Source organism: Undibacterium sp. Xuan67W, from assembly GCF_049340165.1.
Lineage (GTDB): Bacteria > Pseudomonadota > Gammaproteobacteria > Burkholderiales > Burkholderiaceae_D > Undibacterium.
This window is the reverse complement of the sequence record NZ_JBMPPN010000015.1, coordinates 1-22,975: the sequence shown is the minus strand read 5'-3', so window position 1 is coordinate 22,975 and position 22,975 is coordinate 1. Positions and strand designations below refer to the sequence as shown.

The 22,975-nt window shown below is 48.3% G+C and carries 18 protein-coding genes, 2 tRNA genes and 1 riboswitch; of the genes, 2 read left to right on the top strand and 18 right to left on the bottom strand.

The genetic code is table 11. The features are described from left to right. Positions 1-126 precede the first annotated feature (126 nt). From ACO0LE_RS13800 to ACO0LE_RS13745, 12 genes are all read right to left on the bottom strand, one after another. Positions 127-202, bottom strand: a tRNA-Lys gene (locus ACO0LE_RS13800). A 115-nt stretch (positions 203-317) separates the two neighbouring features. After that, positions 318-393: transfer RNA gene (locus ACO0LE_RS13795), tRNA-Lys, on the bottom strand. 91 nt (positions 394-484) lie between these two features. Beyond that, a complete protein-coding gene (ybgF, locus tag ACO0LE_RS13790) occupies positions 485-1,255 on the bottom strand; it encodes a tol-pal system protein YbgF (RefSeq protein ID WP_422960931.1) in 771 nt (256 codons plus the stop codon). Positions 1,256-1,411: 156 nt separating this feature from the next. Next, entirely contained in the window at positions 1,412-1,951 is a 540-nt protein-coding gene (gene pal, locus ACO0LE_RS13785; RefSeq protein ID WP_422960930.1) for a peptidoglycan-associated lipoprotein Pal, read from the bottom strand. Positions 1,952-2,011: 60 nt separating this feature from the next. After that, positions 2,012-3,283, bottom strand: coding sequence for a Tol-Pal system beta propeller repeat protein TolB (tolB, locus tag ACO0LE_RS13780; RefSeq protein WP_422960928.1), 1,272 nt, complete (start codon positions 3,281-3,283; stop codon positions 2,012-2,014). 6 nt (positions 3,284-3,289) lie between these two features. Next, entirely contained in the window at positions 3,290-4,195 is a 906-nt protein-coding gene (tolA, locus tag ACO0LE_RS13775) for a cell envelope integrity protein TolA (RefSeq protein ID WP_422960927.1), read from the bottom strand. Positions 4,196-4,334: 139 nt separating this feature from the next. Then, positions 4,335-8,726, bottom strand: a complete 4,392-nt coding sequence (locus ACO0LE_RS13770) for a translocation/assembly module TamB domain-containing protein (protein ID WP_422960926.1) — start codon at positions 8,724-8,726, stop codon at positions 4,335-4,337. A gap of 30 nt (positions 8,727-8,756) precedes the next feature. Next, entirely contained in the window at positions 8,757-10,727 is a 1,971-nt protein-coding gene (locus tag ACO0LE_RS13765) for an autotransporter assembly complex protein TamA (RefSeq protein WP_422960925.1), read from the bottom strand. Positions 10,728-10,732: 5 nt separating this feature from the next. Then, positions 10,733-11,173 (bottom strand): ExbD/TolR family protein, encoded by a 441-nt coding sequence (locus tag ACO0LE_RS13760; protein ID WP_422960924.1) that lies wholly within the window; start codon positions 11,171-11,173, stop codon positions 10,733-10,735. A 6-nt stretch (positions 11,174-11,179) separates the two neighbouring features. Beyond that, positions 11,180-11,875, bottom strand: a complete 696-nt coding sequence (gene tolQ, locus ACO0LE_RS13755; RefSeq protein ID WP_422960923.1) for a protein TolQ — start codon at positions 11,873-11,875, stop codon at positions 11,180-11,182. A 242-nt stretch (positions 11,876-12,117) separates the two neighbouring features. After that, positions 12,118-12,516, bottom strand: coding sequence for a tol-pal system-associated acyl-CoA thioesterase (gene ybgC / locus ACO0LE_RS13750; RefSeq protein ID WP_422960922.1), 399 nt, complete (start codon positions 12,514-12,516; stop codon positions 12,118-12,120). A gap of 152 nt (positions 12,517-12,668) precedes the next feature. Continuing rightward, positions 12,669-13,421 (bottom strand): SDR family NAD(P)-dependent oxidoreductase, encoded by a 753-nt coding sequence (locus tag ACO0LE_RS13745; RefSeq protein WP_422960921.1) that lies wholly within the window; start codon positions 13,419-13,421, stop codon positions 12,669-12,671. Positions 13,422-13,895: 474 nt separating this feature from the next. Further along, positions 13,896-14,032, top strand: a riboswitch (ZMP/ZTP riboswitch). A 113-nt stretch (positions 14,033-14,145) separates the two neighbouring features. Here ACO0LE_RS13745 and glyA point away from each other — a divergent pair. Further along, positions 14,146-15,396 (top strand): serine hydroxymethyltransferase, encoded by a 1,251-nt coding sequence (glyA, locus tag ACO0LE_RS13740; RefSeq protein ID WP_422960920.1) that lies wholly within the window; start codon positions 14,146-14,148, stop codon positions 15,394-15,396. Positions 15,397-15,690: 294 nt separating this feature from the next. Then, a complete protein-coding gene (gene nrdR, locus ACO0LE_RS13735; protein WP_422960919.1) occupies positions 15,691-16,161 on the top strand; it encodes a transcriptional regulator NrdR in 471 nt (156 codons plus the stop codon). A gap of 29 nt (positions 16,162-16,190) precedes the next feature. Here nrdR and ACO0LE_RS13730 read toward each other — a convergent pair whose 3' ends face one another. The 6 genes from ACO0LE_RS13730 to ACO0LE_RS13705 are packed head-to-tail and all read right to left on the bottom strand — an operon-like array spanning position 16,191 to position 22,769. Further along, on the bottom strand, positions 16,191-16,661 hold the full coding sequence (locus tag ACO0LE_RS13730) for a type IV pilin protein (RefSeq protein WP_422960918.1): 471 nt from the start codon (positions 16,659-16,661) through the stop codon (positions 16,191-16,193). A 1-nt stretch (position 16,662) separates the two neighbouring features. After that, positions 16,663-20,166 (bottom strand): pilus assembly protein, encoded by a 3,504-nt coding sequence (locus ACO0LE_RS13725; RefSeq protein WP_422960917.1) that lies wholly within the window; start codon positions 20,164-20,166, stop codon positions 16,663-16,665. Positions 20,167-20,173: 7 nt separating this feature from the next. Then, on the bottom strand, positions 20,174-20,668 hold the full coding sequence (locus ACO0LE_RS13720) for a pilus assembly PilX family protein (protein WP_422960916.1): 495 nt from the start codon (positions 20,666-20,668) through the stop codon (positions 20,174-20,176). Then, positions 20,665-21,597, bottom strand: coding sequence for a PilW family protein (locus ACO0LE_RS13715; protein WP_422960915.1), 933 nt, complete (start codon positions 21,595-21,597; stop codon positions 20,665-20,667). Before ACO0LE_RS13715 ends, ACO0LE_RS13720 begins: the two co-directional genes overlap by 4 nt. Positions 21,598-21,608: 11 nt before the next feature. Continuing rightward, positions 21,609-22,121 (bottom strand): type IV pilus modification protein PilV, encoded by a 513-nt coding sequence (gene pilV, locus ACO0LE_RS13710; protein ID WP_422960914.1) that lies wholly within the window; start codon positions 22,119-22,121, stop codon positions 21,609-21,611. A 12-nt stretch (positions 22,122-22,133) separates the two neighbouring features. After that, positions 22,134-22,769, bottom strand: coding sequence for a GspH/FimT family pseudopilin (locus tag ACO0LE_RS13705; RefSeq protein WP_422960913.1), 636 nt, complete (start codon positions 22,767-22,769; stop codon positions 22,134-22,136). Positions 22,770-22,975 lie beyond the last annotated feature (206 nt).

Below are 22,975 nucleotides of genomic sequence, written 5' to 3'. Positions count from 1 at the left end.
TTGGAACATTGTGCGACTAGCGCACTGGAATAAGCACAGTGCAATAAGTATAGACACTTCTCAGCACCAGAAAAAACAAAAAAGGATCCAGGCTTACACCTGAATCCTTATATTTGCTTGTAACTTTGGTAGGCCGTGCGGGATTCGAACCTGCGACCAACGGATTAAAAGTCCGCTGCTCTACCAGCTGAGCTAACGACCCAAAGACTGCTGTTTATAATCAATGCGCGATCTGCAGAAAACGAATGCAAATTCAATAACGCTCTTGCTTATAAATGAAAAAGACTTAGATTTTCACCTAAGTCTTTCGAATTTCGTGGTAGGCCGTGCGGGATTCGAACCTGCGACCAACGGATTAAAAGTCCGCTGCTCTACCAGCTGAGCTAACGACCCGAAAGAACGAAATTATAGTATGTTCCATAATCCCTGTCAACGAGCTTGCCGGATTTTTTCCTGTGCAGGCATGTTCTCTCAGATCGCAGGCTTATTTTGTGGCGGCCAGACGACTCTTTGCCGCTTGCGCTGCATCGGTATCAGGGTACTGTGCAATCACTGTTTCCAGTGTTTTTTTGCTACCCGGTTTGTCTTTTAATTCAAGCTGACAAGACGCAATATTCAGCATTGCATCCGGGGACTTAGGATGATCAGGGTAATTCTTCACTAACTGCTGCAAAGAAGAAATCGTGTTTTTGCAGTCACGTTGTGCATACCATGAATTGCCTAGCCAATACTGCGCAGAGCCTGCATAAGCGGACTGAGGATAGTTCACATTGAACGCGGTAAATGCCGCACTCGCATTTTTATAATCCGCCGCTTTAAACAAGGACAGCGCCGCATCGTAGGCGCGTTGTTCGCCAAGATCGACCGTCGCTTCTTTGCCATCGATCGTCATTTTTTTTGGTTCTAATTTGCGCACGCGATTATCAAGATCGACATAAAAATCTTGCTGACGACGTTGCGTGTTTGCGAGATCATTGGTCAAGACTTCTACTTGACCACGCAATTTCGCAATCTCACCGCGCAATTGCTCGATCTGATTTGCCAGTTCCAATGCACTGCTTTTATCGGCCTTTGTATCTAGTTTATTGTCTAACTTGGCACTGACGGCATCGACCTTGGCACGTAAATCCAGTATCGCCTTACGCGCTTCGTCGTCATCAAAAATGCCTGCAGAGGCGCTCAATGGCAACGCAGACACCAGCAACATCGTGCATGTCATCACCCGCATCGATTGGGGAAAAGTAAACAATTTCATGGGATTGGCAATTTAGTGAATTGAAGCAGAAGACTGGAAAGCAATGAGTGCTTTACGAGGATGGTCAGATGATATTTTGAACAAGCGAATCTCATCTGACGGCCGTCAATCTACATAATAGAGGATTGCTCTTCACAGGCAATCCTCAACCGCAGATTATTGATAGACGATATCGGAACGGCGATTCTCGGCCCATGAGGCCTCGTCGCTACCCGTTGCTTTTGGTTTTTCTTTACCAAGAGAAACCGCTTCAACTTGTGCCTCAGGTACACCTAACAGCGCCAGTGCTTTACGAACAGCTTCAGCACGTTTTTGACCGAGAGCCAGATTGTATTCACGGCCACCGCGTTCATCGGTATTGCCCTGGATCAGAATTTTACGGCCCTTGTTTGTCACTAGGTATTTAGCGTGAGCCTCTACCAGTGCTTTGTATTCGTCTTTGACAACATAGCTGTCATAGTCAAAGTAAACGCTGCGTTTTGCCAGGACACCTTTAGGATCATTCAAAGGATCAACAGAGCCTGTATCAACAGCGCTGACAGTGCGTGTATCCGGTGTTGTTGGAACCGTGGTAGTTGCAGACTTATCTTCCACTTTAGCTGGTTCTTCCAGTTTGACCGGTGTGCTGCAAGCAGTGATCAGAGCGATGCTAGTCAACAGCAATGCGAGGGTAGTGGATTTGATCGGTGAGCGCATGTAATTCTCCTTTTTGTAAACTAAAAACTTAGAAATTTCGGTAAAAATATAATCAAACAATTACTTCATGAAGGGACCCCACGTGGGCTCCCGAATATCTCCGGCTTGCACCGTCAATTTTTGCTTCACTCTACCATCGACCGAGACTACCGCTAATGAACCGCGGCGACCGGATTCGGTGGCGTACATGATGTATCTGCCATTCGGTGAAAAACTTGGTGATTCGTCTTTGACCGTATCGGATAAACGCTGCTCCTGGCCGCTGGCCAGATCCAGTGAGTACAACTGAAACTTACCTTCACGGCGGGAAATAAACGCCAGGGTTTTTCCGTCTGGCGATATCCTAGGAGTAATATTATAACTGCCGCCGAAGGTCACGCGCTTGGCATCACCTCCCGCAGCACTCATGCGATAAATTTGCGGACCGCCACTACGATCACTGAGAAAATAAATATATTGTCCATCTGCAGAAAACTGTGGCTCAGTGTCGATACCGCTGGTCTGCGTCAAGCGCTGCAATCCCGTGCCATTCGCATTCACCTGATAAATCTGGGTTAAGCCATCACGTGATAATGAAATCGCCAGTTTGCTACCATCCGGTGACCACGCTGGTGCCGAATTACTCCCTTTGTAATTCGCAATCACGGTGCGCTCACGCGTGATCAGATTCTGCACATAAATCACCGGCTTCTTCGCCTCAAAAGACACATAGGCTACCTTAGTTCCGTCCGGCGACCAGGCTGGTGAAATAATCGGCTCATTCGAGCGCAATGCGACTTGAGTACCATCACCATCGGCATCGGCTACTTCCAGGCGAAATTCATTACCGGCTTTAGTCACATAAGCAATACGGGTAGAAAAAGCACCGCGCGCACCGATCAGTTTTTCATAAATATCGTCGGCGATTTTATGTGCGGTCAGGCGTGTATTGGCTGGTGGCGTCGCCATTGCAAACCCGGATAATGTCGACGATTTGATGGTGTCCAGCAATTTATAGCGCACATCAAAACGACCGTCACTCAGCTTCTGCACACTACCGACGACTAGCGCCTCGGCACCACGCGACTTCCAGCTATCAAAATTGACGGGGCTGGTTTCTGTGATGACCGTACCAACATCAATCAAACGAAAATAACCACTGCGGGTCAGGTCGTCTTTGATGATGGATGTAATTTGTTGCGGTGTTAAAGCTTCATCTGCAAAACTCGCAATCGCAATCGGAATCTGCGTGGAGCCGACACCCGATACCTCAACCCGTAATTGCGCATAGGCCACATTAGCGGCCAGGCTAGCACTCAATCCTAAGACTTTAATCAAGGAAACTATCTTCATTCCGGTTTATTCTTTCATTCTATGAACGTACACAATACTTGGCGGCACTTCACCAGATTTGTCTCTCGGGAAAGGTGCAGATTTCTCAATCGCTTTTTCCACTGCTTCATCAAATCCGGGGACACCTGAAGATTTTAACTTTCGTATTGGACCACGCAGAGAACCATCGGGCAATAGCTCAATCCGGTATTCCACGGTAGGATTGTTACCAGACGTTTCAGGGGCATTAAATACGGTGTTTGAACGTACTTTGGTACCAATACGTGCGGCATAACTTGGATCGCCGCGATTATTACCCGTTGATTTGGCTGCATCACCAGTGCCGCCGCTGCCTGTCGCGGTCGCCTGCCCGGTCAAACGGCGCATATCTTCTTCGCGCATTTTTTCTCTGGCAAGCTGCTCTTTATTTTGCTGCTTTTTGCTGTCAGCAAGCTTTTTCTTATCGGCGTCTTCTGCCGCCAGTTTCTCTGCTTTGATTTTTTGCTCAGCGAGTTTCTCTTTTTCTTTTTTCAATGCCAACTCTTGGTCTTGCTTGCGCCTGGCCTCTTCGCGCTCAATTTTTTGCTGATCTTCGAGTTTTTTCTTTTCGACGAGCTTACGCTTTTTTTCTTGCGCCAAGGCGATCTCGGGGTCTTCGACCGGCTGCTCTTTTACGACGGGCTTTTCCTGCGCTACTACTTTTTCAGGTTCAGGCGCGGGCTCTACCGGTACAGGTTTAGGTGCGGCATCTCTGGTGCTCATATCCCAGACTTCCGCTTCCACTGCCATTGTTTCTTTATTCTGCCACTGCACACCAACCCATAGAAAAATCAGCAGTAACAAATGCACCAGTGCGGCCAGGCTGACGGAGCGCCACTGGCCGGGCTCACGTGGAAATCTGTCTGCGGGGATATTCAGGGAAAATTCTTTCATGACTTTATATGATGCACCAATTGCTGCTTAGTTCCTTGATATGATCTACAAATGATTACCTGAGTGTTATTTTCAAGCGGATATTGCATTGCAAATAAAATTATAAGCGGGATCACTGAGCGAAGTCGGGAATTACGGTCTAATTAAATGAAAACGTATAGTAAGCATCGACCGAGGACTCATTACCTGTCCTGCCGATAATGCTGATGCGCCGGGTAAGTTGCCAGCTCAATTTAATTGCACCACTGGCATCGGACAGACCACGCTCAACCGACAGCACAATTCCCGGTGCCAGCCGCTTGCCGATGGTAACGACCTGATCACCTGAACTTGATCCTAAAGAGGTAGCGCCAGCAATCGTCTGGCTGGGCAACTTAGAGCCGTTGCCGGTATCCGCAGTACCCATCGAAAACTCGTCAAAACCCAGCCCATGCACCAAATCCCGTGGAATATTGCGGCTGCCATCTCCGCCGAAAATAGCGCTCGCTGCCGACATGAGTAAGGAGGCATCATTCCCGGCGATCTGATCTGAGCCGCGGCCGAGTACCAGCCATGACAGCTTTTCGGCATCGGGCACGCTGGGCTCAGAAACCAGGCGTACTTGCGGCGCAGCAACCGTACCGACCACTTCCACGCCCGCCTCTACCGCCAGTCCCAGCCGCAAAGCACGGATATTCAAACCAGGATTAGTCGGCGGCCCCTGAAAATTCAAAATGCCACGCTCTATCGCCAACTGCTGTCCATAACCTTCATAAGCACCGCCAACCGTACTGATGGAGCCACTGGCCTGCATGGGATTACCATCCGCAGCGCGCAAGCGTATGGTGCCTGCCAGCGCCGTATCTAGCCCACGGCCAACAAATACAAATCGGGGTCCCATATCAAAACTCATGTCGAGCCGGGACTTCAGCGCTTTCTTGCTGGCATCTTCTGCGGCCTTGGCTTGTGCTGCTTTATCCTTACTGCGGATCACGACGACATCGCTAGACAAACTCGGCGGTGGCAATTTGGGCAATTTAAAATATCCACCATCGGCTTTAAGCTTTCCCGTCAGGTTCCAGACGTCTTTGACATTCACGATATTTGTCTCGCCACTGACCACGAGCCAGCGGTCATTTCGCTGCAGTAACGGGAACTGCGTCATCTTCGCCTGAATATTGCCACTCTCATTACGGATGTCGATATCACCGCTAGCACTGAGCTCGCCTTTTTGCCCTATCCAATTGACTCCCTGAAATTGTGCATGACGAGGCATCATCGATACGGTATTCGAAAATTCAAGGCGATTCAGCCGTACATGACTTTCATCAATGACAGCGTCCAACACCCCATTGGGCAAGAGCAAGCCCTCAGACGCAAATGCCACTTCGAGTTCTCGGCCACTGAGCTTGGCCTGATACTTCGGCTGCTTCATCTGTCCGGCCAGTTGCGCGTCAATTAGTAATTTACCTTTTAATGCCAGGCCGGGATTGATCCATGGTCCCAGCCACTGCACATCGGGAATATCTGCCTTAACCTGGCCAGCAAGAGCGGCGTCGGAAGCAAAAGTCCAGCTACCGGATCGCTTGCTGACGGCAGAGTTTGCCTGCAATTGCCAGCGCCCCAGCCGCGCGCCATCGGCAGTCGCATTCAGCTCCAGTTTGTTAGCATCACTGCCAGCAAGCAATCCACCTAAGACGAGATGCATTTGCAAATCACGGATGCCTAAAGGAATCGCTTTACCGGTACCATCAGCATCATTAATACGCACATCACCGCTCTGACGTTGCATATGCAACTCTCCTTGCAGGTGATCTTTGAGTTGTAGATTCCATGCGGTATCGAGCAGCAGATCTCCCTCGACGGCATATTGTGGCCTAATCAAATTTGCCAATGCAATGGCATTCATCGCGGCCCACTTCCCTTGCGTTTTGATACCGTCCGGCGACCACTCGAACTGGATAACATCCAGACGGCCAATCGATCCTGCCAAAGCTAGGTCACTTACACTCAGTGATTGACCCGAGGCGCGTAACTTCACTGGCGCAAGCAAATTGAGATCTGGTTTGCCCGTCAAACCGGCACTCAGAATTTGCCCTTGCCACTGCAAAGCGTCAGCAGATTTTTCAGCTGCATTTGCCTTGCCTCCCAAACTACCAGTGGCTTGCATCGTTAAACTACGTGCTTTGGTAAAGCGAGTATTCAGGCTGATCGTATGTGACTCGCGCGTGCCCTTCAGCAGCAAGCTGATTTGCTCCGCTAGGATTGGCAAGCCCACTTTTTTATTCGTATTCAGCGCATCTGTTGTTTTGCCTGGCACAAGATCACTGTGCAAATTTTTGATTTGAATATCGCCATCAAAAGCACCCTGTACACCACGCGCCAAATCGAGCTTGGCCTGGACGCTATCAACTTCCCATTGCTGACCAAAGTGCAGTTTTTGCGCGCTGATATCGATCATTCCAGCGGGCTCAGTCATTTTTCCGTGAAGGCGCAACTGAGCTTTTAGATTGCCCGCCAAGGCTTGTTGTGAGGGCAACCATGGCGAGATTGCCGTCAGATCGCTCATCTCTATCGTCACTTGCAATTGATCCTTATCGTTCCCCCAGACGCCTTGTCCGGTTATAGAATTTTTACCCCAATGCAGATCAAGCTGCTTAATGCTTAAGGCAAGATCTTGCTGCCAGTGGGCATCAATCGTGCCATTCAGGCTCTGTCCTGCGTATTGTCCTTGCAAGGCAGGTAACTGCAATTCAATATCAAGTTTTGGCTGAAGATGACCAGAAGCCGAAAAGTTGGCATTAATATTCCCCGCCGGCGTCTTGATCCAGCGAGCGGGATCAAGGTGCTGCATGCTGCCTTTGACATTAAATTGCATCGCACTGTTCAGACTCATCTCGCCCTGTGCTTGCAAACGCGACTCCGCTGAAGTCAGATCGAATTTTGTCAATCGTAGCAATGCTGCTTTTTCTGCCGTTGCTATGATTTTTTTCGGCGCTGCAGCTAAACCATTTTTCACATCCAACTCTGCTTGTGCTTTTACTCCCGGAAAATAACTTGCCTCGGCATTCAGACTGGCACGCGGATCGCTCAATTGCGCTTGAAAATTGATCTGATGATCCGGACGTGATTGCGCCTGAATACGTCCCTTTAACTGAGTCGGCTGAATATGTTGATCCAGCAGCGCCAGGTCGACGTCTGCCACATCAAAGCGAGCATCAACTAGAGGCGCGCCTCCTGATGGTAACTGCACCGTCCCTGAACCTGAGATTCGCCCTTTTCCCGCCAATTGCATCTGCATCTGATCCAGTGAAAAGTGATCGCCGTTCCAGACGACTGCCGAAGTCAATTTCGTGAAGGGCAATCCGTTTTGATCAAAACGCCTGGCCTGCGAATTACCGATCTGTATCTTGCCAGTCAGATGCAAACCCGTTGAACTGACGGATGTCGTACTGGCAGATTTCTTCACTGCGGGTGTCGATGCGAATGTCGATATCGATGTCGCTGACACGACAACAGGTTGTATGTCAGCGCTGATATTCAAATTAGCAGCGGGCGCCTGTGCGACAAACTCAGCAGGATTTAAACCAGAGATCGTTGCCTGCAAACTGCGCATTGGCTGAGCGGCAAAAGGCGTGAGCACCGCCTTCAGTTCTCCTTGCAAGGCCGGCGCTAGTTGCGCTCTCTGGACAGTTTTAGTTGCAGTTACAGTTGCATTGGTATTTGTTTCAGCGCTCACCGTCTTCTGGCTTAATGTCGCTCTGGCATCTACCAGCAATTCTTCCAAGGATCCAGAAAGATTGGCGACCACACCGATCTCAGGTAATTCAATATCAGGCTGACCGCGATAATTGAGCTCTGCCTGGGTTTTAAATGGTCTCTGTGTCGCCATCGTCATGCGGGCACTGACATGACCAAAGTCTGTTTTGAGGCTGGCTTGTATTTGATGCTGCAATTGACCGGAGTGCAGTTGCCCCGTAACCCCCGTCAACGTCATCACGGGAGTACGCTTGAACTTACTGCAGTCTGCCACAAAACTGGCAAGTCTGATTTGTCCCATCGCCATCTGATCCAGCACGATCTCAATGCCTGGACTGAGGCTGGCTGGCAAACTCGCCGGTGTTTTATCCTCTAGCGTGTCAATCTGCAAGCTGACAACTTGCAGATTTTGTATAGAAAGTTTTCTATACAAAAGGGCCGACGGTTGCCAGCGCAGGCTTACACCTTCTGCTTTCACATGAATTGTCGCCGTCTGATAACGCAACTCACCTATCGCTAACTCATTCATCAGGTGACCACGGACATCCGCAAAGCTGAGCTGTCCCGCCGTCATCACTTGTATCAGCTTGAGTAAGCTGGTTGTCCCTGATTGAGTCCAGCCTACCCATCCCGTCAATCCTGCCACAACAGCTAGAATAAAAGTCAGGCTCCATAGGAACCGGGAAACAAAACGGATTTTATTTTTTTTCGCCGTGCTCATATTTGCCAAGACAGACGTTGCAGATACGCCGGTAACAATACCCTGCTCAGATTGTGAAGAGTCCTGATTCATGGTGCATTCATGGTGACAGTTGTTGCATCATCAAAATGCAATCGCGATCGAAAAATCGAGGCGGAATTTTTTAATATCTTTGCCGTAGGCGAGATCCAGTGCGACCGGCCCGGCAGGCGTTTTATAACGTCCGCCAATGCCGTAGCCTTGTTTGGCACTGTGATCACGCCAGTTATCTGCCGCGTCGCCAAGATCGATAAACGTCGCGGCACCCCAATTGGATTTGGTCCAATGCACATACTCGGCACTCGCCACACCCATGACTTTGCCACCGGTGACGGCGCCCGCATTTTGAATACCTAAGCTTTGATAAGCGTATCCACGCACCGTGTTACTACCGCCGGTGCGAAACAAATATTCTTCAGGAATACCATCGCGACTTTGCGACAGGATCTGGCCTATTTCTGCACGCAGGATAATGCTGTCACGCTGCCCTACCGGTATCCAGCGCTGGTACTTGGCATAGGTGCGGATAAAACGTTGGTCTGACAATAAAGCCTTTTCTGAAAATGCCAGATCGAGCTGAGCAATCTGACCTTTGCGCGGCGCAAAACTATCGTCGACATCGCGCCATGTCCATCCTATTGAGGTCACTAGGGCTTTATTAAACTTTGGCAGCTCGCCGTCGATTTCTACTTTTTCACGCAAAAAATTCAAGCCGATACGCTGCTCCAGGTGATTGCGCGTACTCGTGCGCTTGACGCCAAGAGCGGTGCGAGTCAGCAACAATCCCGAGATGTCCTGACGGTCTGCCAGCACACCAAAAGAATCTAAAAATTGCGTGTCTCGCGGCGGTAAATAAATATCGGCATAGCCGAGCTGACGCTTTTGTTCGATACGAACGGCACTGCGTAAATCCCATGCCTTACTCAGGATATCACGGTCACGGTAAGACACTTCTGCCCGGAATCCAGTATTGCTGCTATAACCCGCACCAAAACCCAGATCACGCGCTTTACGCTCAACCACACTGACCTCGACAGGCGCGTTATCGGCCTTGGCCGGATCGGTATCGACATTCACTGCAACGGTGGAGAAATAGGCAGAATTTTGTAAGGCTCGCTGATATTCCAGCAGGCGGGAGCGCGAGTACGGCTCGCCTTTTTTTGGTGGCTGATAACGGTCCAGTAACCATGAGGGAAACCTCTGCAAACCAGTTACCGTCATCTCACCCAGTGTAAATGGCGGACCGCTATCGATATCAACGTCCAGCATTGCTGTATTACTGTCTGCATCAACCGTCGCACTGCTATTGGCGATGGAGGCTGACGCATAAACATCAGAACGCAAGGCTTCTATCAGAGTCGTCTTTGCCTTATCCCAATCCTCATCACGAAACGCGGCGCCAGCAGGTAGTCCCCAGTTGGAGGTCAGTGTAGTCTGCCGCTTGACGGCATCTGCCTGCCCCGTTTTATACGCTTCGTTCAGCGCGCCGGAAAATTGTAGCTTGACGTCCTTGATCAGAGTTCTGGCGCCAGCATCAATATTGACCCGAATAACAGAATTTTCACCTGACCTGACGCCGCTTGTTTTTTCGCTGGTATCATTAGCATCAAATGAAATAAGCGGAGAAAAGTAGCCCTCCGTCGCCAGAATATTTCCTATGTCGAGCCGTAATTTGCGCAGCAAAGTCGGTGTCACGTTTTGCGGATCTGTGCCTGGAGCAAGCTCGGGAATATGCTGCTTGATCAGTGCCAGCCAGTCTCCGCTGGCTTCTCCGATCTGAAAGCGCTTTGCGGATGCGGAAACCACGATGGCGTCATTGATGTTGTCACTGCTGACATCGCTAACGACATTACTGTTCACCACATCATTTTTTATGTCGGCAGGCGCATCAGCCTGCTGATTAAGTGGCTTCTCGGCTGTGCTTACTGTGGTCTGCGTTGTAACTGGCGTGACTGACTCAGCAAGCAAGCTGAGCGGCGGCTGTTCTGACGCAAGACAATCGGTAAGTCCCGCACTCAATACCATCAAACTGCAAGAGAGAACAACTGAACGCACAGGCATCACTTGGTCGCCAGGCCAACCCGATTGATACCGAGTTTTTTCGCTTCGGAAATAACTTGAATGATTTCGTCGTACTTCATCTCTTTATCCGCCGACACCATGACCGACAGATCCGGCTTGGCATCGTGATATTCCTTGAGTTTTTGCATCAGCTGCTTGTGATTAGCGGCGGTCTCTTTCGACTCTTGTTTGCTATTGCCGTTGCTACTGCCTTTGGTATTGATGCTGATCGCGTATTTATTCGTATCAAGCGTGATTTCTATATAGTCTGACGGCGGTTGTGTCGACTGCCCCGCCGTCGGCAGATTGATGACGCTGGGATTGGTCATCGGTGCTGCCACCATAAAAATCACGAGCAATACCAGCATCACATCGATATAGGGAACGACATTAATTTCAGCTTTAAATTTGCGTTTACGTTCGCCACGCAGAGAACTCATGGTGACTTAGCGGGATTGTCTTTGCAAAATATTCGAGAACTCTTCGATGAAGGTTTCAAAGCGAATCGCCAGCCTGTCGATGTCATGTGAGTAGCGGTTATAAGCCAATACCGCCGGAATCGCTGCAAACAAACCAATCGCTGTCGCAATCAGTGCCTCGGCAATGCCCGGAGCGACCGCTGCCAGCGTCGCCTGCTGCACATTCGCCAGGCCACGGAAGGCATTCATAATCCCCCAGACGGTACCAAACAAGCCGACGTAAGGAGACACTGAACCGACCGATGCAAGAAACGATAAATGTGCCTCCAGATGGTCCATCTCCCGCTGATACGCTGCGCGCATCGCACGACGTGCACCATCGAGCATGGCGGTCGCATCGAGGGTTGCCTTATTTGCTGCTTTGACCTTGTGGTACTCACTCATACCAGCTTCAAAAATACGTTCCAGCGCGCCGGTCTTATCGCCGCTGGAGCGACGATTCGATGCAGCAACCTGATAGAGCTCGCCGAGATTGCCCCCGGACCAGAAATTACGTTCGAATTCTTCTGTCTGCTTGCGCGCTCTTTTGATCGCAAACATTTTACTGAAAATATAATTCCAGCTAGTCACGGAAACGCCTAGCAACAGCAGCATGACCAATTGCACCAGAACCGACGCATTGGTAATCAGGGTGATGAACGATAAGTCTTGAGTAACAGTCATGGTTTCTTTACTATAGATTTTTACAAAAATTTTCGGGCGGTTAATATCAACTAGAACTAGATTCTGGTGCCAGTCTCATATCACTCTGCCCCAATCAATTTTTTGCAACGCCTACTTTTTTCGCCGCCCTTTAACTACGTGGTCTATCGAAAAATTAACGGCGAAGCTTGAAGACAATCGAGCGCAAATATTGATTTAAAACGATGGCAGCGAACAAGTCATTGGCAAGCGCTGCGGCAAGCTTAGGCAATTTTTTGCAAAATATCACCCGGAATAGCCGCTGGACGCACCGCACCAACACTCACACAGCCAACCTTGATTTTGCCCGTCACCAGCAAAAGATCGCCACACCAGACTTCTTGAATAAACTGTACGGAGGCACGTCCCAACTTTTCGACCACAACGCTGATCCTGAGTTCATCATCCAGTCTGGCGGGAGCATGATACTCGACAGCCGTGCCTTTGACGACAAACATCACCTGATACTCAGCACTCATGATCTGCTGATTGATCCCGGCAGCACGCAACCATTCAGTCCGCGCGCGTTCAAAAAACTTCAGGTAGTTTGCATAAAACACGATGCCACCCGCGTCCGTGTCCTCGTAGTAGATACGCACAAACCAATTAAATTCTCGAAGCATAGAGCTCAATGATTTTATATAAAAAGGGGGAGTATATTTATTTTTAATGCTAATTGCGCAATATCCGTAAAGACAAATAAAAATACTCTCTCCCAGTATGACAAATTACAACCGTTTAGCAATCGATTAGCAGCCGATTAGCAACCGCTCTCTTATACCGCGTTGCGCTTGATATTAAAACCGCCGAAGCCCTGACAGGTCGGCAGCATTTCGATGTAGTTGATATTGACATGCGGCGGCAGGGTTGCGACCCAGTACGCGGACTCTGCAATATCCACTGCCGTCAGAGGCACGGTACCTTCATAGACTTTTGCGGCAGCATCATCATTACCCTTGTAGCGCACATTCGAAAACTCAGTACCGCCGCATAATCCCGGCGCGATGTTCGTTGCACGTACTCCGGTGCCCACCAGGTCAGCACGTAAGTTCAGCGTAAACTGATCAACAAACGCCTTGGTTGCACCATATACATTGCCGCCCGGATAGGGAATAGAGCCAGCGATCGAACCAATATTGATGACCAGACCGCTACCACGCTGCACCATAGCGGGCAAAATCGCACGGGTGACACGGACCAAGCCCTTGGTATTGGTATCGATCATCGTCTCCCAGTCATCCAGATTCGCCTGATGCGCCGGCTCAGTACCGAGAGCCAGCCCTGCGTTATTGACCAGGACGTCGATTTGTTGCCAGGCAAGCGGCAATTCTGCCAAAGCATGCTGAATGGACTCTTTATCTGTTACGTCCATTTTGACCGGCAATAGCGCAGCACCCAACTCTGCATGCAATGCGGCCAGACGATCTGTGCGACGCGCTGCGGCAATGACTTTGTGTCCGTGGCTGACAAATTTTCTTGCCATCTCTTCGCCAAAACCGGAGCTGGCACCTGTAATTAAGACAATCATGATTACCTCTTATCGTTATTGAAATGCATACGCCGTGCTTTTAACCGAGATTATCCATCTGGATTTACCTTAATGAACGTTGATGACGGATACACTTTTCGAGGCAGCCTTAACCTGAATAAAGTGATAAGGACTAGCCATGAGCCAATAATAAGGTTCAAAAAGTGGCCCAAATGACCAAAAATGCACCGTCAGCACTTAAATAACAGCTTTAGTGCGCCTGATAGAAAATCTTGGTATAACTGTAGCCGTTATTCTATGCGGTTTTATGACATCCGTCTGAAGCGACTGGCGCCATTCGTTGCGCTTCATCAGACTCGGTATCGGATAGAGAGGGATGTCAGAACGACTCCCCCACCAGCCACAGAATCAATTTTCTTAATGTAATCCACGTCTTAATCTACTTTTTAATCCATTTATATCGCAGGCTATTCTTGCTCAATCAGAAGGCTTGACGTAAAATTTGCAAACCATTTCGTCTCACGTGACTGGCGAAAACGTCTTAATCTTGCTATGAATTGCAATAGAACATTCTGGCAGCGACTAACGACGAAGATGGAGATCCATCGGGAAGCGTGAGATTTCAATAGCCGTGCGCCTGGGTAGCCTGGATGGTAAGAACGATCAAGGCTGCTCGCTCTATTTGTCTATGCGCTTTATCTGGCTCGGGCACCTGATCCACTACATTCACTGATTCACCTTCTATCTCAACAGGAAGCTTGTCATGTTCGCAAAAAATCATACTCTCGCCAATATTGATCCCGATTTGTACGCTGTGATCCAACAAGAAAATCACCGCCAACAAGAACACATCGAACTCATCGCCTCAGAAAACTACACCTCGCCAGCAGTCATGGAAGCGCAAGGCTCACAACTGACCAACAAATACGCCGAAGGCTACCCCGGCAAACGCTACTATGGCGGCTGCGAACACGTAGACGTCGTTGAGCAACTTGCGATTGATCGCCTGAAAGAATTATTCGGTGCCAACTTCGCAAACGTACAGCCAAACTCAGGGTCACAAGCGAATCAGGGCGTATTCTTTGCGCTGCTGAATCCAGGCGATACCATCATGGGCATGAGCCTGGCCGAGGGCGGTCACCTGACACATGGTATGCCCTTGAACATGTCGGGCAAGTGGTTCAATGTGGTTTCTTATGGCTTGAACGCGCAGGAAGACATTGATTACGACGCCATGGAAAAACTCGCACGAGAAACCAAACCAAAACTGATTATCGCCGGCGCATCGGCATTCGCATTGCGCATTGATTTCGAACGCTTCAGCAAAATCGCCAAAGAAATCGGCGCTTACTTCATGGTCGATATGGCGCATTACGCCGGCCTGATCGCCGCTGGCGTCTACCCTAACCCGGTACCGTTTGCCGACGTCGTCACATCAACAACCCACAAGAGTCTGCGCGGCCCACGCGGCGGCATCATCTTGTCGAACGATGAAGCGATTGCAAAAAAAATCAACTCCGCAATTTTCCCTGGCCTCCAGGGCGGCCCGCTGATGCACGTCATCGCAGGTAAAGCCGTCGCGTTCAAAGAAGCACTGACACCGGAATTCAAAGCCTATCAAGAGCAGGTCGTAAAAAACGCAGCCGCACTGGCGAACACGCTGACCGAACGCGGTTTGCGCATCGTTTCTGGCCGCACAGAATCTCACGTGATGCTGGTGGATCTGCGCCCTAAAGGCCTGACAGGAAAAGAAGCCGAAGCTATTCTCGGCTCCGCCCACATGACCTGCAACAAAAACGGCATTCCTAACGATCCACAAAAACCAATGATCACCTCTGGCATCCGTCTCGGCAGCCCCGCCTTCACCACACGTGGCTTCAAAGAAGCAGAAGCCATCAAAGTCGGTCATCTGATCGCAGACGTGCTAGACAATCCGAACGATGCAGCAACCATCGAACGCGTCAAAGTCGAAGTCAAAAAACTGACTGACGCCTTCCCTGTCTATGCAGCATAAAACCCCAGCTTGCTAATAAAATGCCACTCAATTCGAGTGGCATTTTTTATACATCAGTCGCTTTAGATAGTCTGGATTGAAGCGTGAAAATAAAATGGGGTAATTCAGGTCGTCAATACACGACAAATCAACGCATCATCAGCGATTAACACGAGCAAATAGCAACATACTCCCACCATGTATTTATGAACCACGCAATACTTTGGTGCGTGAGAAGTCATTTTATGTAATATTGCAGGGGAGTATATAAAATGTATCGCATCTACTGCGACATCATCGATTGGAATAAACATCATGAAATGCCCCTACTGTCACAACGATGACACGCAAGTCATCGACACCCGCGTGCCCGAGGACGGCAACACTATCCGCCGCCGCCGCCGCTGCGCCAATTGCGATAAACGCTTCACCACCTATGAACGTATCGAACTCATCATGCCATCCATCGTCAAAAAAAATGGCAGCAGAACAGAATTTGAACCCGCAAAATTACGCGCCAGCCTGATGTTAGCCCTGCGCAAGCGCCCGGTATCGGCAGAAGCAGTCGACACCGCAATCCAACGCATAGAAGAAAAATTATTATCCAGCGGCGAACGTGAAGTCATCTCTGGCTACATAGGAGAGCTCGTCATGAGAGAACTCAAACGTCTGGACAAAATCGCCTATATCCGCTTTGCCTCTGTGTATAAGAGCTTTGAGGATGTGTCTGAGTTTGCTGAGGCGATTCAGGAGATTGCCAAAGAAAAAAAGCTGAAACCCGATTGAGTTTCAGCTTTTTAAGCATGTCACTAAATTTATCTGGCCCAACAATCTGCTGAAGTTTGCGGTGCAACCAAGTTTGCGTTAGTTTGCTGACCGATGTTATTTAAAATATATGATCCACATTTATCACCAGCCATTGCTTTTCCTGCCACTGGGACTGCCTGTATCGTATAACCAGCAGCGGTAGGTGAACCAGCTACGAACGAAATTGTGTACTGACTAGGATTCGCAGCTTTGGGTGATGATAACCAAGGCAGAACCACTGCAGTACCCGCTAAATTTTGGTCATAACGATTGTTCTCGGTAAAATATCGCTCCAAAAATTGCGCATTCTCCAGCAATACGCCCCTAACCTCTGCACGCCTACTTTTACGAACGTTTTCGAGATAACTTGATACCGCGATTGCGGTGAGTATCGCCATAATCACAGCGACAATCATCATTTCAATCAATGTAAAACCATTCATCTTGGTCTTCTGAAACATATCTGAGCTCGCTTTCATATCAATCTTTACCAAGAATTTGGCGCCATAATCTTAAGGAGGGAATCTGTTGCGCACCGCCCAAATTACCTCCGGTGCCAACTGGTGTGCCACCAGTTAAATTTCCTTTCGTGTCGGTTTGGTAGGAGATAACACCTCCTTTTTTTCTTAATATAGTATTGCCGAATGTCAATGGACCCGCAACACCGCTAGCCGTGACGTCGCTTGCATCGATAACATTATCATGATTAGTATCAAATGCTTTAAATGGAGTAGCACCGCCAGTAACGGCATCTATCACCAAGTTGACCGATGTTCCATCAGTAATACAAGGATCAGTAGAGCCACCAGGAATAATTGTGGTGTAGGCGACCGCGGTATAGACTACCTCAGGATCAATCACCACTCGCTCTCCCGCTGCAAGATTAATATACCAACCTCTCTTTGTCGCCCAATTCACTGAATTATTACTCAACAGCGTCAGACCAGTACCGGCCGGACTAAAGGTTTGTTGTACCAAACTGGACAGACTTCCAATCGTAGTTGGTGTGACATTAGGAATGCCACTATTGTCCCAAACTCCGTAGATAGATTGAATATCTACAATTGATGGATCGGTACTCTCAAATAATTTACCAGTGCCAAAAGTAACGATTAATCCACCTAATGGATGCAGATATAAATCGGGCTGCACAGTAATAGGTTGAGCCTTACCCGACATTACCGCCTGATATAATCGTGATCCAGAGAAAGCTACCGATGCTCCAGATGGCGTAAAGTCGAATTTCCACAAATTGCCTTGCAAATCTCCTGCATAAGCAGCAGAAATAGTGGAATTACTGTCGATAACCAAGCGCGGTGTAGCCAAACCATTCGGTAAAGCCGCACTTCCGACACCCGTATCTACTTTAGTAATTGCGCCAGTACTCAAATTCACGATAAACAGCATCGCTCTTTTCGAATTACTCTCATAACCATTACCAAACACAGCGACCCAATCACCATTGGGAGCTCGTCCAACTTGCGGACTGCCAATCGTATAACCCAGTTCTGGATCATCTGATGAATTAACTTCCCACAAAACATCGGTACTACTAAAATTAGCCGACGTAGTAATGTCCAAGGCATAAATACCACGTCCGCCAGCACCTGTAGAGCCGACCAACACAGTCTTCCAGCCCCCCAAATACGCGTCTGCAATAGTCGGAGTGCCGTTTACATAAAATTTATGCGTATAAGCAGGGTCTGCCAAACTAGGCAAATTCGCGATCACTGTCTTAGGAATATAGGCGAAATCCTCACGACCATCACTCGACCTGAACGCGTGTAGCATACCGTCGTTAGCGCCAACATACACCCGAGGATTGCCACGGTTCTTCTTAATACCACTATAGAATGAATAGTATGTTGATTGCCCTGGAGTGCCAACGGGCAAATAGGTATATCCCTCGTTTTCACCCTGTGCGATAAACTGAGGAGAAGATCCAACGATATCTCCAAGCATGTTCTGACGATCTCGGAAATACCCCCCACTTAACACTTCTTTAGATTTATCGCCCTTGATGTAATTTACAATATCGGTACCGTTAACAGCACCGGCAAAAATGGTAGTTGCCGCAGTTGTAAAATAGGCCTGATCGGTTGTAGCCAAATTTGCATAGTTAAAAGCAATGCCTTTGGTTGTACTGTCCTTGTAACTAAAAACATTGCGGGGCGCTGGCCAAGTGGTATTTTGATCGATAGTCCAGTCTGTGCCACTCACAGCACCAGTGCTTGTGAGGTTTAATTGCTTTAAACCACCAGACCAATCTTTTGTATTGTAAGTTGCAATATATAGTTTAGCGCCTGAGCGAACGGTGTTGCTGGACGTACCAACAGCAGCCGCATCACCGGAACGTGCAGCAATATCGTTCAAAGCCGTCGCTAAAGAATTAGCGAATTGCTTAGGATTGCCGGCACTAAAATACTGTCCATGCCCATTGACAGCTGCATGCCAAAGATCATCCACATTGTTAATCGAATTTGCCGCAGGCACAGGCCATGACTTGGTCCCAGCAGTAATCGCTGGTAGATCCGTCGTTGGATCTAAACTACCAACTACACCCAGTCCAACGGTATAAGTAACCAAGTGCTGCCAAAAAGCCGGATCAACCCCAGTGTTAGACACAGGCACGTTCTTCTTTGATGTCGCCCAATCTGGTCGCAAATCAGTTTTCCAGTAATACATAGCCACATCAGCGAGCGTATCCGAATTATTATCTTTATAAGGATTGACAGGTGTGTATTGATAAGTCGCGCCGCTGGAACTAGTCATCGTAGCGCCATTGGTTCCGTCATTGTTTTGGTTCGCTGGATTGGAAGCACCGTTACCATTCCAAAAACCATCCGTCATTAAAATATGATAATTTTGGCGACAAGTCGCCTGATCTGTGGTCGTATTACCCGTGTTTGCAACGTTTTGCCAAGGCCCCCCGATATCCGTTCTCTGAAAATATTTACCGACCTTGTCCATTGCTTCACGCAAAGGCGTACCTGAATTCGGCATAGGATGCTGATAAAGCAAGTCAAAAAAACTAGACCGGTTAGTTCCCGCAAAATCAGAACTAACACCCCGCTTAACAACCGAGGTGCTTACGCCATTAATGCTAACACTTGGTGCATTAATAGCACCAAATCCAACGCGGAGATTTGTCGCCTGTTTCGCAAAAGCGGATCCACTGCCGCCGCGCGCCATCAAAATACGCGATCTCCAATACTGAAACCAGTTTGCGAAATTCTGCATCTCTTCGGTATAGGTACAGTCTGAGCCAACACAGTCTGTGCGATTTGCAGTTTTTATAAATGGGGCAGCTGCGGGCTTAATCTCTACGCGAGTAAAGCAAGCGGTACTGCCTGACGTCTTTGCACCAGTACAACCAGTTCCACCGGTATACCTAAAATGCGTAGCAGGATAAAAATCTCTACTCTCCTGCTTTGCGGCAACATTCGGGTCTCTGGTCCAGTTAACATTGGTCCAGATGGCACTTTGTGCCGATGTAGTCAGATTAATCGTTGTCTGCAACGCGCCATTCGAAGGTGCAATAGGATTAAATAGCGCAGCCAAAGGATTCGCCGGTAGCATCGGACTACCATTTGAACCGATCCACGGATCGTATCGGGTGTCCGGATCGTAATACAAAGGGTTGTAGTCCGAAGAGCGATAACGCTGAACGTAAATCGTCAAAAGATCACTAGCAGTAGCACCAGAGCCGAATCCCATTACATCATTCGGATTGGCTTGTCCGCCATAATAAACGCCGTTAGGCTGCGGAAATCCAGTCGCAGCATAGACTGTTGAGTCAGGAACAGCCTCCCATTGCATTGATCCAGAATCGTCTAGCGTAAAGAAAATATTTGGCGGCACATTAGGTTTGACCAATGGCGGCAAATTAGAAATGGCCGCGTGCGCATTTGATGTAAGTGCACATTGCAGAAGCAGACCTTGGATTAGTAAGGCGCTTATAATTCGTTTTGATTTATTGTTCATAATATCCTCACATATTTCCGGTTCGGATTGTCGATTGCAACCAGACTACCGCACCGCTGGTAGCCCCCACGCCACGAGCGGTAATTAAATAAACGTCACCTTCTCGCCCACTACCTTTGGGAACCCCCGGAGTTGGTCGCATAAGCCATTCTTCAATCATACATTGTGGCTGCGTAATTACATTCGCGACGGTACCTGCCGGCAAAGTAGTAGCAAATCCACCCGCCTGCCAGTTGGCTTTAGTACTCCACTCAGTTGGCATATCTGTAACCCCCAATTTACGCACGGCAATAGTACCCACTGTTTCCAAATCATTCTGACAGTACCTCAATGCTCGTTCTGCTGCCTGAAAAGCTAAATTCTGCTCTCGTAAGTTGCCAGCGACCTTCTCATCCAACGTTGAGCGGCGAATGGCTGTAATGGCTAAAATAGTCATAATTAGCAAAAAAATCATACTCGTTGCCAGAACAAAACCTCGTTGAGATTGATATATAGGTTTCAATTTAAACTCCCTGCGGCACTACGTCGTATAGCAACGACCGTAGAAAAAGTTTGATATAAGCGCCTGTCGGTAGCTGTTTTCGTCGTGCCACCACAATCAATGTAAAGTTGAGGGGCGGTAGTAATTCGATCATTCGCCGAACGTGCGACGAAGCAAATTTTGACCGAAACTACTTTAGACCACGGCGTCCCTACAGTAGGAGGAGTCATAGCATCAACCTGAGAGGCAGAAATGAAACTATCTACTGACTGAGTGTCACGTTGGTTAACATAGTCATAGCCGTAGCCATAAGATATTTTCATATCAATGATATTTTCAGCAATAGGCTGCGCAAGGCTTGTAAAAGTTGCTGCTGCGGCAGCAGTCTGACCACTACCTTGGCAATGCAACTCCGGCAATCCTGTAGTGGCATTATTTGCAATGAAAAATCGGTTCTCAACAACAGCTGGCACCCGAATAATTGCTGCCCCTAAACAATCTGTAGGCGCTCCGGCTGACTGATTAGCGTTATTTTGATCAACAACGTATCGCACGATTATCGCATCGGCAGCTGTGCTCGGAGGACTAGTGGCACAAGACCGAGCAACGGTTGATGCCGCCGCATTTGCAAAACCACCTGAGCATCCTTCCAAACCATTCATCTGAGCTATCGCATTGGCACCAGACTGTAAATTTGTATTATTAGGATTTACATAGACAGCGGATGTTAACTCACCGTATCCCGCCATGCGAAGATGGAAGGCCAGTAAATTGAGTGCTAATCGTCCCTCCTCCTCTAGCCGCCCTTTATCGTCAGTAGTCTTAAAAGTTTGTTTATTACTTATAAATACAGATGCAATACCTATGAGCAACACTAAGCCTATGGTCAGCGCTATCATAACTTCGACTAATGAACGTCCTTTTTGACGCTCATATCTATTGATAATCATCACGCTATTCCTTAAGGCGTAAAAGTAACAACATAACAACGTACCCCGGCACCCGGAGCAGAGGGCGCATTTGCACAGGCTGGATCGACTGCCGTATAGCTCGGTTCCTTCCACATCACGGTGACATCAAAACCACCATTTAAATTTGTGGTAATAAAACCAGCCCCTCCTAACAATCTCCGGGATAAGCCCAGAAGCCATTCCGCCTGATCAATAGCTGCAATCTGAGCCGAAGTACAAGGAGCGACACAGGTAGGCACCGTCGGAACCGTCGCCGTGGTAGTAGCGTATGCCGTGGTGTACAAGTAAACATTTGCTTTTGCGGCAAGTGCATTTGCTCGCATCCGCTCACTAATATCGTAAGCCGATTGCATTGCCTCTGAGCGCTGAGCAGAAGTTTTTTGGAATTTCAAAGCGTTAATTTGCAGTCCGGCAATACCCAGTAAGCCAACCGCAATAATTGAGATCGCAACTAAAATCTCCACCATTGACACACCAATTTGTTGATTAATATTATGATTCACTATGATTCCTGCTTAACAAGTTGAGGTACTGACTCTTGCTCGACCACCTGAGGCGATACAGATATAACGATCGTGATTTATATCGTTATCCCAATGTGGTCTGCTTACCGCCATCTGGATGTATGTGCCAAAAACCTGGCCCGTGGGGCCAAATGTAATAAATTTTTTTACTGTGTTCGGAATGATAGCAATGTCCGATAAATCTTTTGCAAATGACCCTTGAGTAAAAATCAAGATATCTGGCGGATTATTTCCCGGTTGATATGTACCGTTATTATTTTCATCAGTAAATATAATCCATCCATCAGCCCAGCCTGAATTACTAACAGGCAAACTATTTGTTGTTGAACAAGAGGGCGCAGCTGTGTTTGCTGTTTCACTTCTGCAAATTGTTACGTTCTTTCCTCTCTTTATTGCCTCTGTTCTGGCGAGTAACAACGCGCCATGCAGCGAACTTGTTGCTGCCGCAATTTTACTTGTACTAATAAATGTTCTATATGACGGAATTCCGATGCTCGCCAAAACCCCAACAATAACAATTACAAGCATTAATTCAATCAATGTAAATCCTGATTGTGGAATGCAAAAAGTTTTGTTTTTTAACATGATGCAATAGCCCTTTAATTTGCAAATGATACCTAACAACATCAGTTAATGTGAGCCCTTTGAGATTGACGGTGAATTTCACCAGACGTACGGTTTTCATTGTGAGGCAAACGGTGAAATAAAGCATCCGAACCCTGGTGTGAATTACGCGGTGATCAAGACGGGGTTTGCGTTCTAGGCTGACGTTTTAGTAAGGCGTTAAAGCGTGCTGAAGAGATAGTCTCAGGGTCCTCGGTTTTTTTTGAGAG

Coding starts and splice junctions, on each gene's coding strand:
- ACO0LE_RS13730 (WP_422960918.1), bottom strand. CDS start 16,661: ATGAAAGCGAGCTCAGATATGTTTCAGAAGACCAAGATGAATGGTTTT.
- pal (WP_422960930.1), bottom strand. CDS start 1,951: ATGCGCTCACCGATCAAATCCACTACCCTCGCATTGCTGTTGACTAGC.
- nrdR (WP_422960919.1), top strand. CDS start 15,691: ATGAAATGCCCCTACTGTCACAACGATGACACGCAAGTCATCGACACC.
- glyA (WP_422960920.1), top strand. CDS start 14,146: ATGTTCGCAAAAAATCATACTCTCGCCAATATTGATCCCGATTTGTAC.
- ybgF (WP_422960931.1), bottom strand. CDS start 1,255: ATGAAATTGTTTACTTTTCCCCAATCGATGCGGGTGATGACATGCACG.
- tolB (WP_422960928.1), bottom strand. CDS start 3,283: ATGAAGATAGTTTCCTTGATTAAAGTCTTAGGATTGAGTGCTAGCCTG.
- tolQ (WP_422960923.1), bottom strand. CDS start 11,875: ATGACTGTTACTCAAGACTTATCGTTCATCACCCTGATTACCAATGCG.
- ACO0LE_RS13725 (WP_422960917.1), bottom strand. CDS start 20,166: ATGAACAATAAATCAAAACGAATTATAAGCGCCTTACTAATCCAAGGT.
- ybgC (WP_422960922.1), bottom strand. CDS start 12,516: ATGCTTCGAGAATTTAATTGGTTTGTGCGTATCTACTACGAGGACACG.
- ACO0LE_RS13760 (WP_422960924.1), bottom strand. CDS start 11,173: ATGAGTTCTCTGCGTGGCGAACGTAAACGCAAATTTAAAGCTGAAATT.
- ACO0LE_RS13715 (WP_422960915.1), bottom strand. CDS start 21,597: ATGATTATCAATAGATATGAGCGTCAAAAAGGACGTTCATTAGTCGAA.
- ACO0LE_RS13705 (WP_422960913.1), bottom strand. CDS start 22,769: ATGTTGTTAGGTATCATTTGCAAATTAAAGGGCTATTGCATCATGTTA.
- ACO0LE_RS13745 (WP_422960921.1), bottom strand. CDS start 13,421: ATGATTGTCTTAATTACAGGTGCCAGCTCCGGTTTTGGCGAAGAGATG.
- ACO0LE_RS13770 (WP_422960926.1), bottom strand. CDS start 8,726: ATGAATCAGGACTCTTCACAATCTGAGCAGGGTATTGTTACCGGCGTA.
- tolA (WP_422960927.1), bottom strand. CDS start 4,195: ATGAAAGAATTTTCCCTGAATATCCCCGCAGACAGATTTCCACGTGAG.